The sequence below is a fragment of the Streptomyces ovatisporus genome, assembly GCF_042653885.1.
Taxonomy (GTDB): Bacteria; Actinomycetota; Actinomycetes; order Streptomycetales; family Streptomycetaceae; genus Streptomyces; species Streptomyces ovatisporus.
Window position 1 is genome coordinate 162,584 of sequence record NZ_JBHSFH010000007.1, and the last position, 14,030, is coordinate 176,613.

13 protein-coding genes are annotated in these 14,030 nt (G+C 68.9%); 6 read left to right on the forward strand and 7 right to left on the reverse strand.

The window, feature by feature from the left end:
* Positions 1–474: 474 nt before the first annotated feature.
* Genes ACFPA8_RS14530 through ACFPA8_RS14550 form a run of 5 tightly spaced genes read right to left on the reverse strand, consistent with a single transcriptional unit; the run spans position 475 to position 5,807 of the window.
* The gene (locus ACFPA8_RS14530) at positions 475–1,521 is read right to left on the reverse strand and encodes an ABC transporter ATP-binding protein (protein ID WP_386448016.1); all 1,047 of its coding nucleotides are present in this window, start codon (positions 1,519–1,521) and stop codon (positions 475–477) included.
* A complete protein-coding gene (locus ACFPA8_RS14535; RefSeq protein ID WP_386448019.1) occupies positions 1,518–2,489 on the reverse strand; it encodes an ABC transporter ATP-binding protein in 972 nt (323 codons plus the stop codon). Before ACFPA8_RS14535 ends, ACFPA8_RS14530 begins: the two co-directional genes overlap by 4 nt.
* The gene (locus ACFPA8_RS14540) at positions 2,486–3,349 is read right to left on the reverse strand and encodes an ABC transporter permease (RefSeq protein ID WP_386448022.1); all 864 of its coding nucleotides are present in this window, start codon (positions 3,347–3,349) and stop codon (positions 2,486–2,488) included. Before ACFPA8_RS14540 ends, ACFPA8_RS14535 begins: the two co-directional genes overlap by 4 nt.
* Complete coding sequence (locus tag ACFPA8_RS14545) at positions 3,346–4,290, reverse strand: ABC transporter permease (RefSeq protein WP_386448024.1); 945 nt, start codon at positions 4,288–4,290, stop codon at positions 3,346–3,348. Before ACFPA8_RS14545 ends, ACFPA8_RS14540 begins: the two co-directional genes overlap by 4 nt.
* The gene (locus tag ACFPA8_RS14550; protein ID WP_386448027.1) at positions 4,290–5,807 is read right to left on the reverse strand and encodes an ABC transporter substrate-binding protein; all 1,518 of its coding nucleotides are present in this window, start codon (positions 5,805–5,807) and stop codon (positions 4,290–4,292) included. The genes ACFPA8_RS14545 and ACFPA8_RS14550 overlap by 1 nt, the downstream gene beginning before the upstream one ends.
* Positions 5,808–5,992: 185 nt before the next feature.
* Between ACFPA8_RS14550 and ACFPA8_RS14555 the strand changes: the two genes are divergently transcribed.
* Positions 5,993–6,643, forward strand: a complete 651-nt coding sequence (locus ACFPA8_RS14555; RefSeq protein WP_386448030.1) for a DUF1028 domain-containing protein — start codon at positions 5,993–5,995, stop codon at positions 6,641–6,643.
* A gap of 107 nt (positions 6,644–6,750) precedes the next feature.
* On the opposite strand, the gene ACFPA8_RS14560 is transcribed toward ACFPA8_RS14555, so the two are convergent.
* Positions 6,751–7,398, reverse strand: coding sequence for a helix-turn-helix domain-containing protein (locus tag ACFPA8_RS14560; protein ID WP_386448032.1), 648 nt, complete (start codon positions 7,396–7,398; stop codon positions 6,751–6,753).
* Between the two features lie 279 nt (positions 7,399–7,677).
* The gene (locus tag ACFPA8_RS14565) at positions 7,678–7,863 is read right to left on the reverse strand and encodes an excalibur calcium-binding domain-containing protein (protein WP_386449442.1); all 186 of its coding nucleotides are present in this window, start codon (positions 7,861–7,863) and stop codon (positions 7,678–7,680) included.
* A 1-nt stretch (position 7,864) separates the two neighbouring features.
* Between ACFPA8_RS14565 and ACFPA8_RS14570 the strand changes: the two genes are divergently transcribed.
* From ACFPA8_RS14570 to ACFPA8_RS14590, 5 genes are all read left to right on the forward strand, one after another.
* Entirely contained in the window at positions 7,865–8,101 is a 237-nt protein-coding gene (locus ACFPA8_RS14570) for a hypothetical protein (RefSeq protein WP_386449536.1), read from the forward strand.
* Positions 8,102–8,676: 575 nt separating this feature from the next.
* Positions 8,677–9,798 carry a family 43 glycosylhydrolase gene (locus ACFPA8_RS14575; protein WP_386448035.1) on the forward strand — a complete coding sequence of 374 codons (1,122 nt, stop codon included), beginning with the start codon at positions 8,677–8,679 and terminating at the stop codon, positions 9,796–9,798.
* 76 nt (positions 9,799–9,874) lie between these two features.
* Complete coding sequence (locus ACFPA8_RS14580; RefSeq protein ID WP_386448038.1) at positions 9,875–10,711, forward strand: hypothetical protein; 837 nt, start codon at positions 9,875–9,877, stop codon at positions 10,709–10,711.
* 246 nt (positions 10,712–10,957) lie between these two features.
* Complete coding sequence (locus tag ACFPA8_RS14585) at positions 10,958–11,386, forward strand: hypothetical protein (RefSeq protein WP_386448041.1); 429 nt, start codon at positions 10,958–10,960, stop codon at positions 11,384–11,386.
* Positions 11,383–13,896 carry a tetratricopeptide repeat protein gene (locus ACFPA8_RS14590; RefSeq protein WP_386448043.1) on the forward strand — a complete coding sequence of 838 codons (2,514 nt, stop codon included), beginning with the start codon at positions 11,383–11,385 and terminating at the stop codon, positions 13,894–13,896. Before ACFPA8_RS14585 ends, ACFPA8_RS14590 begins: the two co-directional genes overlap by 4 nt.
* Positions 13,897–14,030 lie beyond the last annotated feature (134 nt).

Below are 14,030 nucleotides of genomic sequence, written 5' to 3' on the forward strand. Positions count from 1 at the left end.
CCGAAGCCGGGGCATCGGCCGGACCCGGTGCCGGTGCAGTCGTACTCGAGTCGGGCCCGGGCCCGGGCCCGGGGTCCGCGGCTGCCGACCCGGTTGCCACGACACTCGCTACGAAGGCACCCGCGATGACAATGCCGCTGCGCTTTCCGATAGATCTGGACAAACCACGGTGAAATGATTCTGATGGACGACGGTGGCGTCCTGCCATTCGTCTTCCTCTCTTCGGCCGGCGTCCAGCGCCGGTCTGTGGGTTGTGGCGCTCATGGGCTCTGATGAGCCGTCGTCGCCCCTGACACGCCGTGGAGTCGCGGCTCGGCCGCCAGGCCGAAGAACGACCGCCCGGCGGCTCCCGGGCCACGCGTTGCGCATGACTCCGCGACGGGGTGCTGGGATCGGCCGCCCGAACTCCTCCCGGTGCCGGGCTTGTTCAATCGGTGCTCCCTTCTGGGCCGGAGACCCCGTGCCGGCTGCCGGTCAGTGCACGAAGCGGCGGAGCCGCTCCGGCGACAGCGAGTCGCCGGTACGTACGCACCAGGCGACGTGGTTGTCGGAGACGGTGGTCTGCGGGACTGGTTCGGCGCATTCGTCGGCCGCCATGGGACAGCGGGTGCGGAACACGCAGCCGGACGGCGGATCGAGTGGGCTGGGCGGGTCGCCGCCGAGCAGGATCCGCTCACGGTCCTTCTCCGTTGCCGGGTCCGTGTCGGGTACCGCGGACATGAGCGCCTGCGTGTACGGGTGCGCAGGCCGGGCGTAGAGATGGTCCGTGGGGCCTGTCTCCATGAGACGGCCGAGGTACATCACGACGACGCGGTGGCTCATGTGCTCGACAGCGGCGAGGTCATGGGAGACGAACAGGTAGGTCAGCCCGAGTTCGCCCTGCAACTCCCGGAGCAGGTTCATGATCTGGGCCTGTACCGAGACGTCGAGGGAAGCGGTCGATTCGTCCAGGACGATCAGGTCCGGCTCCGCAGCCAGCGCGCGTGCGATGCTCACGCGCTGGCGCTGCCCGCCGGAGAGTTCGTGCGGGTACCGGGCGGCGGTCCGCGGTACGAGCCCTACGAGGTCGAGGAGTTCGGCCACTCTGCGGTTGCGCCCGGCGCGTCCGGAATGCATCCGGTGCACGTCCATGGGCTCCCGCACGGTCGCACCGGCGGTGCGCCTCGGGTCGAGCGAGGCGTACGGGTCCTGGAAGACCATGGCGATCCGTCGTCGCAGCTCGCGCGCAGCGGCACCTCGCGCTGCCAGTACGTCTTGGCCGTCGAGGTGAACCGTTCCCGACGTGGGCTTGACCAGACGGGTCAGCGCGTTGCCGATCGTCGACTTGCCGGACCCTGATTCGCCCACCAGACCCAGCGTCCGGCCACGCTCGACGGCGAAGGACACGTCCTCGACCGCGTGCACCCACGACCGGTGACGTCCCTCCCGCGGGCCCGGGAACCGTACGCACAGGTTCCGTACGTCCAGCAGCGGTTCCGATCGGGTGCCCCGGGCCGTGCCCGGGCCTGGTTCGCTACTCACTGGTCCTCCGGGCAGAACGTGCGAGCGTAGTGGCCGCGCCCGACCTCCACGAGATCCGGGACCTCGGTCTCGCACCGCGGGTCTCCCTTGACGGGACAGCGGTCGAAGAAGACGCAGCCGGGCGGCAGTTCACGCGGGTCGGGCGGTGTGCCCGGAATGGCGGTGAGCTGTTCGCGTCGCCTGCCGAGGACGGGACGTGCTCCCAGCAGGCCACGTGTGTAGGGATGTGCGGGCGCGCTGTGCAGGGTCTCGACCGGTGCCTGCTCGACCACCTGTCCGCCGTACATCACCACGACGTCGTCGGCGAGCCCGCCCACCACGGCGAGGTCGTGGCTGATCCAGACCACCGCCATGCCCGTGCGCTCCTGCCGTTCGCGCACGAGGTCCAGGATCTGCGCCTGCGTCGTGACGTCCAGTGCCGTCGTCGGCTCGTCCGCCACGAGGACGTCCGGTCCGCAGGACAGCGCGATCGCGATCATCACCCGCTGCCGCATCCCCCCGGACAACTGGTGGGGATAGGCGTCCAGTCGGCGGTCGGGGTCGGGGATGCCGACCGTCTCGAGGAGCTCACGCGCACGGTCGCGGGCGGCGCGCCGGGTGGCGCCGAGATGTTCCTCGATGCCCTCGGTGATCTGCCGTTCGACTGTGAGAAGCGGGTTGAGCGACGTCATCGGGTCCTGGAAGACGAATCCGAGCCGCCGGCCCCGTATGCCTTCGAGCTCACGCCGGGACAGCGTCAGCAGGTCCCGGCCGCCGAGCAGCGCGCTGCCGGTGACGGTCGCCGGCGGTGGGACGAGCCCTGCCGAGGCGAGCACCGTCATCGACTTCCCCGAGCCGGACTCCCCGACCACGCCGAGTGTCCGTCCCGCTTCGACGGACCACGACACCCCCCGTACGACGCGGGCCGCGCGTCTGCCCCGGCCGAGTACGACCGTGAGGTCACGCACGGCGAAACCGGGTGCGTTCATCGGCCCCTCCTGGACTCGATGACGGACCGCTGCCGGGGGTCGAGCACGTCGCGCAGCCCGTCTCCCACGAGGTTGAACGCAAGCACCGTGACGAAGATGGCGAGCCCCGGGAAGACGCTCATCCACCAGGCGTCGGTGAAGCCCTTGCCGTCGAAGAGCATCCGTCCCCAGGACGGTTGCGGCGGCTGCACACCGAGGCCGAGGAAGGACAGCGCCGCCTCCGAGAGGATCGCGAACGCCAGGCTGAGCGAGGTCTGGACGATGACCGGCGCCGAGACGTTGGGCAGTACGTGGGTGCGAATGATGCGCAGCGGCCCGGCGCCGATGCCGGCGGCGGCCTTCACATACGGCTCCTCGCGCACTGCCAGCGCACTCGCGCGGGTGACCCGGGCGAAGACCGGTACGTACACCACGCCGATCGCAACCGTCGCGGTGGTCACGCCGGGCCCGAGCACGGCGACGACCGCGATGGCCAGGAGCATGATCGGGAACGCGAAGACCACATCGACGACGCGCATGATCACGGCGTCGGCCCATCCCCGGAAGTAGCCGGCGACCAGACCGAGCGCCACGCCGGCGACCAGCGCGATGCTCACACTGATCAGGCTGACCTGCAGGGACACCCTGGCGGCGAGGACGACCCGGCTCAGGACGTCCCGTCCCAGGTCGTCGGTGCCGAACCAGTGCTCCGGGCTCGGTGGTTGCAGGGCACGGGTGACGTCGACGGCGTTCGGGCCGTAGGGCGCGAGTTGCGGGCCCAGGAAGGCGAGAACCACGAGCAGGGCCACGACACCGAGGCCGGCAGCCGACACGGGGCGCCGCAGCAGATGACTCCACGCGGAGAACGGACGGGCGCTCATCGGATCGATATCCTCGGGTCGATTCGCGCGTACAGCAGGTCGACGGCCATGCTGACGAGCAGGAACAGCGCCGCGACCAGCAGCACCGCCCCCTGCACGACGGGATAGTCCCGTGCTGAGACGGCGTCGAACGTCAGCCGCCCCAACCCGGGCCAGGCGAAGACCACTTCGATGACGATGACCCCGCCCATCAGGATCGCCGCCTGCACGCCGATCACGGTGATGACGGGGACCATCGCGTTGCGGACCACATGCCGCCTTCTCACGATGCGGCGCCGCAGGCCCTTGGCGCGGGCGGTGCGCGCGTGTTCGGAGCCGAGGGATTCGAGGACGGCGCTGCGGACGAAGCGCGTGATGATCGCTCCGGAGACGAGGCCCACCGCCGTCGCAGGCATGATCACCCTGGACAGCCAGCCGAGGGGGTCCTCGGTCAGCGGCACGTAACCGGACGGCGGCAGCCATCCCAGCGTGCTCGAGAACAGCAGGACGAACAGGATGCCGAGCCAGAAGTCGGGTACGGAGACCCCGAACTGGCTCACGACGCGCACGATCGTGTCGCTGACCCTCCCCTGATGCGTCGCCGCGTAGACGCCCAGGGGAAACGCGATCCCCACGGCGATGACCATCGCCGCGAAAGCCAGGGAAAGCGTCGCCGGAAGACGTCCGAGCAACACGAGCGTGACCGGTTCCCCCGTGCGGAAACTCACGCCCAGATCACCGGTGAGCGCACTGCCCACGTAGTGGAAGTACTGGCTGACGAGCGGCCGGTCGAGTCCCGAAGCCGTACGCAGCGCCTCGTAGGACTCGGGCGTGTACTGCGTGCCCAGAGCGACCCGCACCGGGTCACCCGGCACCAGATGCACCAGGGCGAAGACGACGACCGTCACCCCCAGCAGGACGACCACGGCGTGCCCGGCACGGGCCAGAGAGAAGCGCAGCATCAGTCGGCCAGCCTCACGTCGCGGAAACGGATGGCGCCGTCGCTGCGGACCTCGTATCCCTCCAACTGCGGTGCCCACGCCTGCACGACGTCGGGGTTGTAGAGATAGATGTAGCTCGCGTCGTCGGCGATCTTCCGGGCCGCTTCGGCGTAATGGTCCTTGCGGGCCTTCTCGCCGGTCTCCTCCTGACCCGCCTCCAGCAGTTGGTCGACCTCGGGGTTCGCGTACTTCTGGAAGTTGAAGTTCCCCTTGGAGTGGTGCTGGGCGTAGTAGAAGTCCTCGGCGTCCAGATTGCCGAGCCAGCCGAGCATCAGCATGTCGTATTCGCCCTTGCCCTGCTTGTCCAGCCAGGTGGCGAAGTCGACCTCGCGGGGCCTGACGGTGATCCCGATCTTCTCGAGCTGGGACGCGATCACCTGCCCCGTGATGATGGTCTCCGGGTACTCCTTGGTGACCAGCATGTCGATCGTCAGGTCACGTACGCCCGCCGCAGCGAGCAACTTGGCCGCCCGGCGCGTGTTGTGCGAGTACGGGGAGTACGCGGTGTACCAGGGGTTGGTCTTCGGTACGGCCAGCTGGTTCACGGTCGCGTTGCCGTACTGCGTCGCCTGGACGATGGCCTTGCGGTCGATGCCGTAGGCGATGGCCTTCCTGACTCGCGGGTCGTCGAAGGGCCGGCGGTCCTGGTTGGCCGCCAGATACCAGTAGTCGTTGCCCACGGCCCTGTCGAGCTCGAGGTCCTGGTTCTGTGCGACTCGCTCGACCTGCTGGGGCGGGATGTTGTCGGTCCAGTTGATCTCACCGGCTTCCAGGTCCGCGAGGGCCGTCGTGGGCTCGGGTATGAACCGGAAGGTCAGCGACGGGATCTTCGGAGTGCCGCCCCACCAGTGCGGGTTGGCCTTCAGCCTGACCGACTCGCCGGGGTTGTAGTCGTCGAAGGAGAAGGGCCCGGTGCCGACCGGATGCGTCTTGATCTTTCCGCTCTCGACGTTCTTCTTGTTGACGACGGCGAGCCCTTTGTGGCCGCCGATCCTGGAGAGCAGGTTGTACATGGGCCTGTCGAGCTCGAGCACGACGGTCGAATCGTCCGGAGCCGAGATGTCCTTGACGCCGTCGAATCGCCAGGCGTTCCCCAGCTTCTTGTCGATGATGCGCCGGTAGGAGTAGACGACGTCGTCCGCGCCGAAGTCGGAGCCGTCGTGCCAGGTGACGCCCTCGCGGAGGGTGAACGTCCAGGTGAGGCGGTCCTCGCTGACCTTCCAGCGCTCGGCCAGCGCCGGTTTCATGTCCAGGTTCCGGTCCGGCTCGACCAGGGTGTCGAAGGTGTTCTCCAGGACCTGGAAGGAGAAGTACGCCGAGGTGCGGTGCGGGTCGAGCTGGTCGGGCTCGCCGGCGATCGCGGCCACGACGCCGGAGCCGTCCTTGCTCAGGCCGCGGTCCACTCCCGTTCCGGGTGAACACGCGCCGAGCAGGACCGATACGAGTGCGGCACCTGCCCATCGGCTCAGCCGTCCCACGCCTTGCCTCCCCCGCTTCGGTCGGATGGTCGTCGGCAGGCTTCATCATTATGATGAAGCTGCGTCATTATGACGAAGCACGGCGGGCACGTTACGAACCTCGGCGAGTGAGGTCAAGACACTGCCCGTAACCGTTACTCGGAGTTGACCCGGGCAGCAGCCCGGCCGTTCGGACAGGAAGACATGTGACCTATTCCCTGGTGGTACGGGACGATGACGGAAGTTTCGGCGTCGTCACCGCCTCGAAGTCCCTCGCCGTGGGCGCCTCCGTACCCGCCGTGGCCGCGGACGCGGGCGCCCTCGTGACGCAGGCCCACACCAACACGGCGTTCGCCGAGCGTGGGATCACGCAACTGCGTGCGGGTCTCGACGCGGCTCAGACGGTCGAGCGCCTGATCTCCTCCGACCCGGGGCGTTCACGGCGACAGCTCGCGGTGCTCGGTTCGACGGGTGACGCCGCTGCGTGGACCGGCCCCGACTGCACGGGCGCCGCCGGACATCTCCTCGGTCCCGGATGCGTGGCCGCCGGGAACTGCCTGAGCGGAACGCCGGTTCTCAGCGCCCTGTTGGACACCTTCCTGGCCTCGGTCGGCGCGCTCCCCCATCGTCTGCTCGCGGCGCTCGCCAGCGGCGAGGAAGCCGGTGGGGACCGTCGCGGCAGGCAGAGCGCCGCCCTGCGCGTCGTCGGCCCGGCCGACGACGGCAGCCTCCGCAGCACGGCCCGTGTCGACCTGCGGGTGGACGATCACGGCGACCCTGTCGGCGAGTTGCGCCGCCTCCTCGCGCTGCACGACGTCTTCACAGGCGCGGCGGACCCGTCCCGACGTGGCCTCTGAAGGCGGCGCCGCCTGCCGGTGGTCCGCTGCGATAGCCCGAACAGGGCCTGCCGTACGGCCTGTTCGGCGTGGTCGCTGCCGAACGGGCCCCAACCCGTGACGGCCGGTCAGAAGGCCAGGGGAGTGACCGCTCCGAGCACCACGGTGGTCTCCGTTCCGGGGTTGGCCCACCAGTGGGCTGCTGTGCAGTCGTAGGTGATCGTGTCGCCCTGCGACAGGTCGACGATCTCCTGGCCGATGCTCACCCTGAGCCGGCCCGACAGCACGACGACGCACTCCTGACCCAGGTGGCGATAGGAACGCCCCTCATTGCTGAACCCCGGGGGCACCTCGCTCCGGATCACTTGCAGCCGTCCGCCCGACGGGGTCAGCAGCTCGCGCAGCACCTGCGAGTCGCGTGTGTCATCGCTCGGCGCGGGCAGCCGGGGCCCGTGACCGGCGCGGACGACGTGGTGCTCGGGCTCGGCCGCTCCCTGGAGCAACTGCACCAGCGGGATGCTGAGTGCGGTGGCCAGACGCTGCAGCGTCTGGAGGGAGGGATTGCCCTGACCGCGTTCGAGCTGGCTCAGCGCGCCGGTGCTCACGCCCGCGCGGGACGCGAGTGCTTCGACGGTCATACCCATCAGGCGCCGCGTCGACCGGACGGTCGTCCCGATCGTGGCGAGTTCGCCGTCACGGTCTCCGGCGGGGGCGCCCCGGGAATCCGCGAACTCCCCTGCTGAACCGTCGGATTCCCCGGCGGGTTTCCTCGGCATCCCTCACCCTTCGGTACACCGCTGCGGTCGGACGCCCTCATGAGCGCCCCAGGATTCTATGCGTCCGCGGCCGAGGCGCCCGGAGCGCCGACCCTCCCACTGCGCGCGTGGTGCGGTGGGCGAGGCGGTGCAGGTCCGCCATCCGAAAAACAGGCTTGAGCTGCGGGTGACCCTTGAGATCACGCCTTGCCCGAGCGGCCCCGACGGGTTGGCCGCTGTTGAAAGCCGTCGTGCAGGGCTTCCCGAGGCATCGGCCCCCGAGCGAGCAAAAGGACGACGCTAGTCGCAGCCGACGCCGTCTCCATCACGGTCGAGGTGTCGGCCGTAGCCGGGTTGACCCCGGCGGACAGGTGCGGCTCCGTGAGCGCGAGCGTCCGCACAGTTGTCGTAGTAGGTGCTACCCCCTCCTGTATCGCTGTCCGCGTCGTCAGCCGAACTGGGGTCTGCCGTCACGGTCTCGGTCACCTTGACGCTGACCTTCCTGGTCTCGGTGACGGTGGGAGCGGGCTTCGCATCGGTGGTGGGCGTGGCGGTAATGGTGGCGGTAGCGGTCGCGGCGGGTGCCGGCGTCTTGGCGTCGCTCGCGCCCTCGGACGGGATCATGGCGGTGCAGCTGAAGGTCGCAAACCACACGATGGCAATGGCGAGCCAGAACTTGCCGCGTCGGCGCATCCGGTTCGGTGGGGGTGACGCAGGTCCGTGAGGAGGTTGCGGCCCCCAAACCGGTGGTAACTGGCTCATCTGCAACTCTCCGTCCATATCGGCCATTTGACGAGGAAGTGGTAACTGTGTGACCGCCGCGAGTACCAGGGGGTTGTACGGCTGGGCTTCCCACCTGAGCCAACGAGTCAACAAGTGCTCTGTGGCGGCTCCAGCAGGACCACCTCTCCCCCGGGAGAGAAGATCTCGCGCTGAGGAGCTCCTAAGGACACGCCAGACCAACGCGCACCGCACGCTCTCTGCAGTGCAGCGAGCGCGAGCACAGGGGAGCGCGGCCGCAGGGCCGGCCGGGGTCGGGGTTCGTGGCCGCTGTCGGCGGAGGCCGTCCACGCCGGCGTCCCGTCGTGCGCCGCCGCACGTGTCGCGCCCGTCCCGGCGGTCATGGCGCGATCCGATTCGCTCGGCCGGAATGTATCGGCTTTGTATGTCCACTCACTTCAATTGCGGGTTCCGATCACGACCTGGTGACGAATTGCGAATCTCACGTGGCCGGCCGGCTTCGGCCTCGCAGTGTGCGGGGGTCAGCGGGCGTACGCAGCTACTGGGGGACGGGGAATCATGGACAACAAGAGAGCCAAGTTCGTCGCGGCGGCCATAGTGGCGGTGTTCGCCGCCAGTTCAGCGGTGGCGGGGGCCACGGCTGCGGTGACTGCGGACGGTACGGGCGGGGGCGCGGCGAACAGCGACTCCTCGTCCACGCGCAGCGCATCGAAGTTCAAGCTGGCCGACCCGGACACGGTGCTGACCGACCAGGGCGACTACATCACCTACGGCACCAGCAGTGCGGGCAAGAAGTGCGGTGGCGCGAAGCAGTCCTTCAAGGTGCCGATGCTGCGCCACGGCTCCGGCGACGACGTCGGGATCGCCGACTGCGCCGTCGGTGACGCGCTGCCGAAGAAGAACATAGGCGGCTGGGCGGACAAGTCGGGCGGGGTGTGGGCTCCCGGCGTCGTCAAGCACAAGGGCGCCTACCTGATGTACTACACGATGTCCAAGAAGGGCTCGAAGCAGAAGTGCATCGGCTTGGCGAGGTCGACGGATGCGAGCGGCCCGTTCAAGGACGGCGGAAACCGTCCGTGGGCCTGCCCGGCGAGCGGCAGGTGGGTGATCGACGCCAATCCGTACGTCGCGGGCGGCCAGTTGTACGTCGCGTACCGCGACGATCAGGTCGCGCGAGGCATCGAGAGCGGTGTCTCCGTCGTCGGCGCCGGCGGGAACGGATGGGCGGACAAGAACTTCTCCTCGCGCCGTACCGCGATCACGAGCAACGACATCGCGTGGGACAGCGCGAAGAACAAGGGCAACAACCACATCGTCGAGAACCCGTCGATGTTCAAGGTGGGCAAGAGCTGGTATCTCGCCTACTCGGCGAACGCCTGGGACAGCGCGCGCTACGCGACCGGTATCGCCAAATGCGGCACGAAGCCGATTCCGCGGAGCAAGTGTGCCCCGTTGCGCAACGGTGTGAAGCGGCCGTACTTCGGCTTCAAGGGGAAGGCAGGCCTCGGACCGTGGCGGGGACTGCCCGGCAACCACACAGGCCCTGGCGGAATGGACATCTTCCAGGCTCAGAACGGAAGCCACCGGGCCGTCTACCACTGGTTCAAGCGTTCGGACAAGACCCGCTACCCCATCACCGGCACCTTCGCATGGCACAACGGCGGATTCGCGGTGAAGTAAGGGCCCCGCTCGGGCCATCGGCCGGACACTCAGAGCTCGTCACACATGTCATCCACCCCGCGTGGAAGGGAAACCCATGGAATCGATCAGCAGAAGACGCGCCCTCGTGCTGGGAGGCGGCGCCGTTCTCGGGGCAGGCGCAGCACTGACGGCCGCCGGCGGCGCCGGCGCGGCTGTCGACTGGAAGCGCCTCGTGGTCGTCACCGCCAACATCGGACGCAAGAACCTCGGTCAACGGGAACGGGCCATCCGCGATGTCCGTCACGCGGTGAAGACAGGCGGCCGATTCGCCAAGCCGCTCGTGGGCTGGCAGGAGATCGGCGAGGGGGACGACGACGGCCGGGAGCGGCGCTGGATCAACGAGCACTTCGGCAAGGGCTTCCGGAACCTGTTCGAGACCGACAAAGCGGCTCATCGGGTACCGATGTCGATTCCCACGGAGTTCAACGTCGTCGACCGCAGGTTCACGCGTGTCCATGGCGGAAAGGACGGCGTATCGCCGAACCGCGTCATCACCGAGGCCGTACTGGAGCTGGCAAGCGATCCGCAGCTGAGGTTCGTCTTCGTCAACACCCACTACGTCGCGGGAGCGTGGAACGGCGAGGAGGACTCCCACGAGGCCTGGCGGGACCGCATGTGGGCACAGCATTTCCGCAGTCACCGTGACGACGTGCTCGACCACTGGCACTCGCAGGGCTACCCGGTGATCTGGACCGGCGACGTGAATCGCAGCCCGATGCCGCTGCTCCTGCCGAAGCGCGAAAAGCGCGCGTTCAGGCGCGGGATCGATCAGATCGCCTGGATTCCCGGCACCAACGGCACCGAGATCCGGCTGACCGGGACCAAGTCCGTCCCCATGCACGTCGACAGCCACCACGCGAGGGTCGCCATGATGCAGATCCGGCGCGCGTGAAGCCTGTCCGGCAGGACCGCTCCGCAGTCCGGGTGGAGAGCTCGGCGCTTCGCCCGGCTGCGCGGCCGCGGCAAGTCCGGTGATCTCCGTGCGGATGCTCAAGTAGCGGCGCCAGTGCGAAATTTGGAACCGGCGTCGGCTGATGCAGTCCGGGTGGCGACAGCGCTCGGGCCGATCGGCTAGCGATACGGACGTACTTCGGGTGACCCGCTGCCGCTCACGGTTCTGATGTGTGACGATCGCGGCATGGCGCGTACGACGGGGCGGGTCCAGGCATGGTGCGGGGGGCTGGTCACTGCTGTGGCCACCGGGAGCCTGGCCTGGTATCTCGCGTCCGTCGGACTGGACGCCGCGAGCAAGTGGGCCGGTGTCCTTGGTCTCTTCGTCGCCCTGGCAGGGTTGGTGATCTCCGTCATGGGTCTGCGTCGTCGGAGTGCCCCTGCCGGCCAGTCGGTGACAGGTTCGCGAGTCGGCGGTGGAGTCGCCCAGGTCCAGAACGCCGGCAACGTCCACATCAGCCATGGCCGGTCGGGCGTTTCGCCTCCGCAGGCGCCCGGTCCCGGCGCCGCTGCGCCCCCGGCGGAGGGGCAGTCGGTGTCGAACAGCGGAGTCCACGGGTCGGTCGACCAAGTCCGCGACGCCCGGGGTGACGTCGATATCCGCCAAGAGCCGTGAGCGGTCCGCCCGGTGAGGGGAGCCGTTGGTTCCCCGGACGGCGTGACGCGTCCGCCGACGCGGCGACGATGCGCGCGGGTGGGCGGATGCTGCCCGGGCAGCAGGTGGCTCATTCGTTCGTGGACGGGCCGGTGGTTCAGGTCGCGCACGCCGAAGGCGGCGTACGTGTCGACATCGGGGCTCCGAAGTACCGCGTGAACGCTCAACTGCCGGCCCCCGCACGGCTGACCGTGCGGGAAGCCCGGGCTCAGCCGGCCAAGCTGCTCCACGCCCGCCATCAACTCGTGTCCTTCACCGGACGTGCCACCGAGCTTCGAGCGCTCAGAGCTTGGCGCGACGACGACGCAGTCATGTCCGTCCTGCTGCTGCACGGCGCCGGCGGGCAGGGAAAGACCCGCCTGGCCGTCCAGTTCGCGGAGCAGAGCCGGGCGGGCGGCTGGCAGGTGTTACAGGCGCGTCATGCGAGCGACCCTCCTCCGGTGACAGCAGCGTCGGCGACGCAGCAGAACGCACCCACATCGAACGTGCTCTACCTGGCCGACTACGCGGAGAGGTGGCCGGTCGACGACCTGCTGGAGTTCCTCCATGAGGCGGCACGCCGCGACGGCGGCAGAGCCAGAGTCCTTCTGGTCGCCCGGCCGGCCGGTGTGTGGTGGCAGGCTCTGGCCAATCGCCTGGACCGGATGGACGTCGCCACGACGTCGCTGGCCCTGCGGTCCCTGATCGAGGACCAGGCCACGAGCTCCGAAGAACTGTACTGCCAGGCACGTGACCACTTCGCGCAAGCGATGGGGGTGTCCGGGGCCCAGGACGTTCCGCTGCCCACCGCGATTCTCTCCGACCACCCGGGAATTCGTCCTGTCCTGGCCGTGCACATGGCGGCTCTCGCGGCCGTGGACCGGTGCTGCCGAGGAGAGACGGACGAGGCATCGATGAGTGCCCCCGGGGCGGTCTCCGCCTACCTGCTGTCCCGAGAACGCGATCACTGGCGGACTCTGTGCGCCAACGGGGCAATCAAGACGTCCGACAGTGTCCTGGCGCGGGCCGTCTTCACCGCGGCGCTCACGGGTGCGGTTTCCCACCAGGAAGGAGTCGCCGCCCTCAGCGCGATCGAGGCCTGCGCTGCCGACCTGAGCGGTCAAGTGCTCCACGAACACGCTCTGTTGTTCCCGCCCGACGCTGATCGTGAGAGCGCCGTACTGGAGCCGCTCTACCCCGACCCGCTCGCCGAGGACTTCGTCGCCCTGAGTACGCCCGGCCATCATCTCGCGCACCCGCCCGACCCCTGGGCGGACGATGCGATACGTCGCCTGCTCGTACCGGGGGCCGACCAGGAAAGTGTGTATCCGTGGACCCGTCCGGCACTCACCACCCTGATCGCCGCCTCGGCTCGCTGGCCTCACCTCGTCGCCCGACACCTTGCTCCGCTCCTCGGGCAGCATCCCGAACTGATGCTGCACGCGGGCGGATCGGCGCTCACGGCGCTCACGGAGGTCCCGGAGCTGTCGCCCGGCGTGCTCGAGAACGTGGTCGCCCGTCTGCCGGACCATCGGCACGCGGAGTTCGACGCGGGTATCGCCGCCATCACCAGCAAGCTCATCAGCCCGCGCCTCCGTGCCACGGACGACCCGGCGGAACGCGCCCGCCTGCACAGCTCCCTCGCCACACGACAGGCGTACGCGGGCATGTACCAGCAGGCGGTGAGCGCTGCCGAGGTCGCAGTGGAAATCGGCCGACGTCTCGTGGGACAGGACCCGGAGGCGCATGAACCCGATCTGGCCGCGTCGCTCTCGAACCTCGGCAACCGGCTGGCCCAGGTGGGCAGGTACGACGAGGCGCTCGAATGCGCGAAAGAGGCCGTGTGGATCCGTCAGAGACTCGTCAGCAGGGCCCCCGACGCCCAGGCGCCAGGGTTGGCTCAGGCTCTGTCCAATCTCGGTGTCCGGCTGGCGGAGGTCGGCCGCCACACCGAAGCTCTCGCCACTGAAGAGGTGGCCATCGACATCAGACGGCGCCTCGCCGCTGCCGACCCGGTGCGTTTCGAGGCGGACTACGCCACATCGTCGTCGAACCTCGGCAATCATCTCGGTCATGTCGGCAGACGTGACGAGGCACTGGCCTGCGAGGAAGAAGCCGTAGCGATCCGGCGACGCCTCGCAGCCGAAAACCCCGCAGCCCACGAACCGGACCTCGCCCGCTCCCTCTCCAACCTGGGAGTACGGCTGGCGCACGTCGCCAGACGCGACGAGGCACTGGCCTGCGAGGAAGAAGCCGTAGCCATCCGGCGACGCCTCGCAGCCGAAAACCCCGCAGCCCACGAACCGGACCTCGCCCGCTCCCTCTCCAACCTGGGAGTACGGCTGGCGCACGTCGCCAGACGCGACGAGGCACTGGCCCGCGAGGAAGAAGCCGTAGCCATCCGGCGACGCCTCGCAGCCGAAAACCCCGCAGCCCACGAGCCGGACCTCGCCCGCTCCCTCTCCAACCTCCGTGCCTGGCAAGGCTCCTGAAGGTTTCGCCGGCACGTCAGAAGGAGGGTGACTGCCCGTTCTGCAGGTGGCCGACATTGGGGCCTTCTGAACCGTCCGGTGGCTGGATCGGTGCGTTCCGGATGTTTTCTGGTCATCCGTTGCACGTTTCGTTT

Bases quoted from the DNA above. Each gene is read 5' to 3' on its own strand.
- ACFPA8_RS14535 (WP_386448019.1), bottom strand. From the start codon at position 2,489: ATGAACGCACCCGGTTTCGCCGTGCGTGACCTCACGGTCGTACTCGGC.
- ACFPA8_RS14540 (WP_386448022.1), bottom strand. From the start codon at position 3,349: ATGAGCGCCCGTCCGTTCTCCGCGTGGAGTCATCTGCTGCGGCGCCCC.
- ACFPA8_RS14545 (WP_386448024.1), bottom strand. From the start codon at position 4,290: ATGCTGCGCTTCTCTCTGGCCCGTGCCGGGCACGCCGTGGTCGTCCTG.
- ACFPA8_RS14560 (WP_386448032.1), bottom strand. From the start codon at position 7,398: ATGCCGAGGAAACCCGCCGGGGAATCCGACGGTTCAGCAGGGGAGTTC.
- ACFPA8_RS14575 (WP_386448035.1), top strand. From the start codon at position 8,677: ATGGACAACAAGAGAGCCAAGTTCGTCGCGGCGGCCATAGTGGCGGTG.
- ACFPA8_RS14580 (WP_386448038.1), top strand. From the start codon at position 9,875: ATGGAATCGATCAGCAGAAGACGCGCCCTCGTGCTGGGAGGCGGCGCC.
- ACFPA8_RS14585 (WP_386448041.1), top strand. From the start codon at position 10,958: ATGGCGCGTACGACGGGGCGGGTCCAGGCATGGTGCGGGGGGCTGGTC.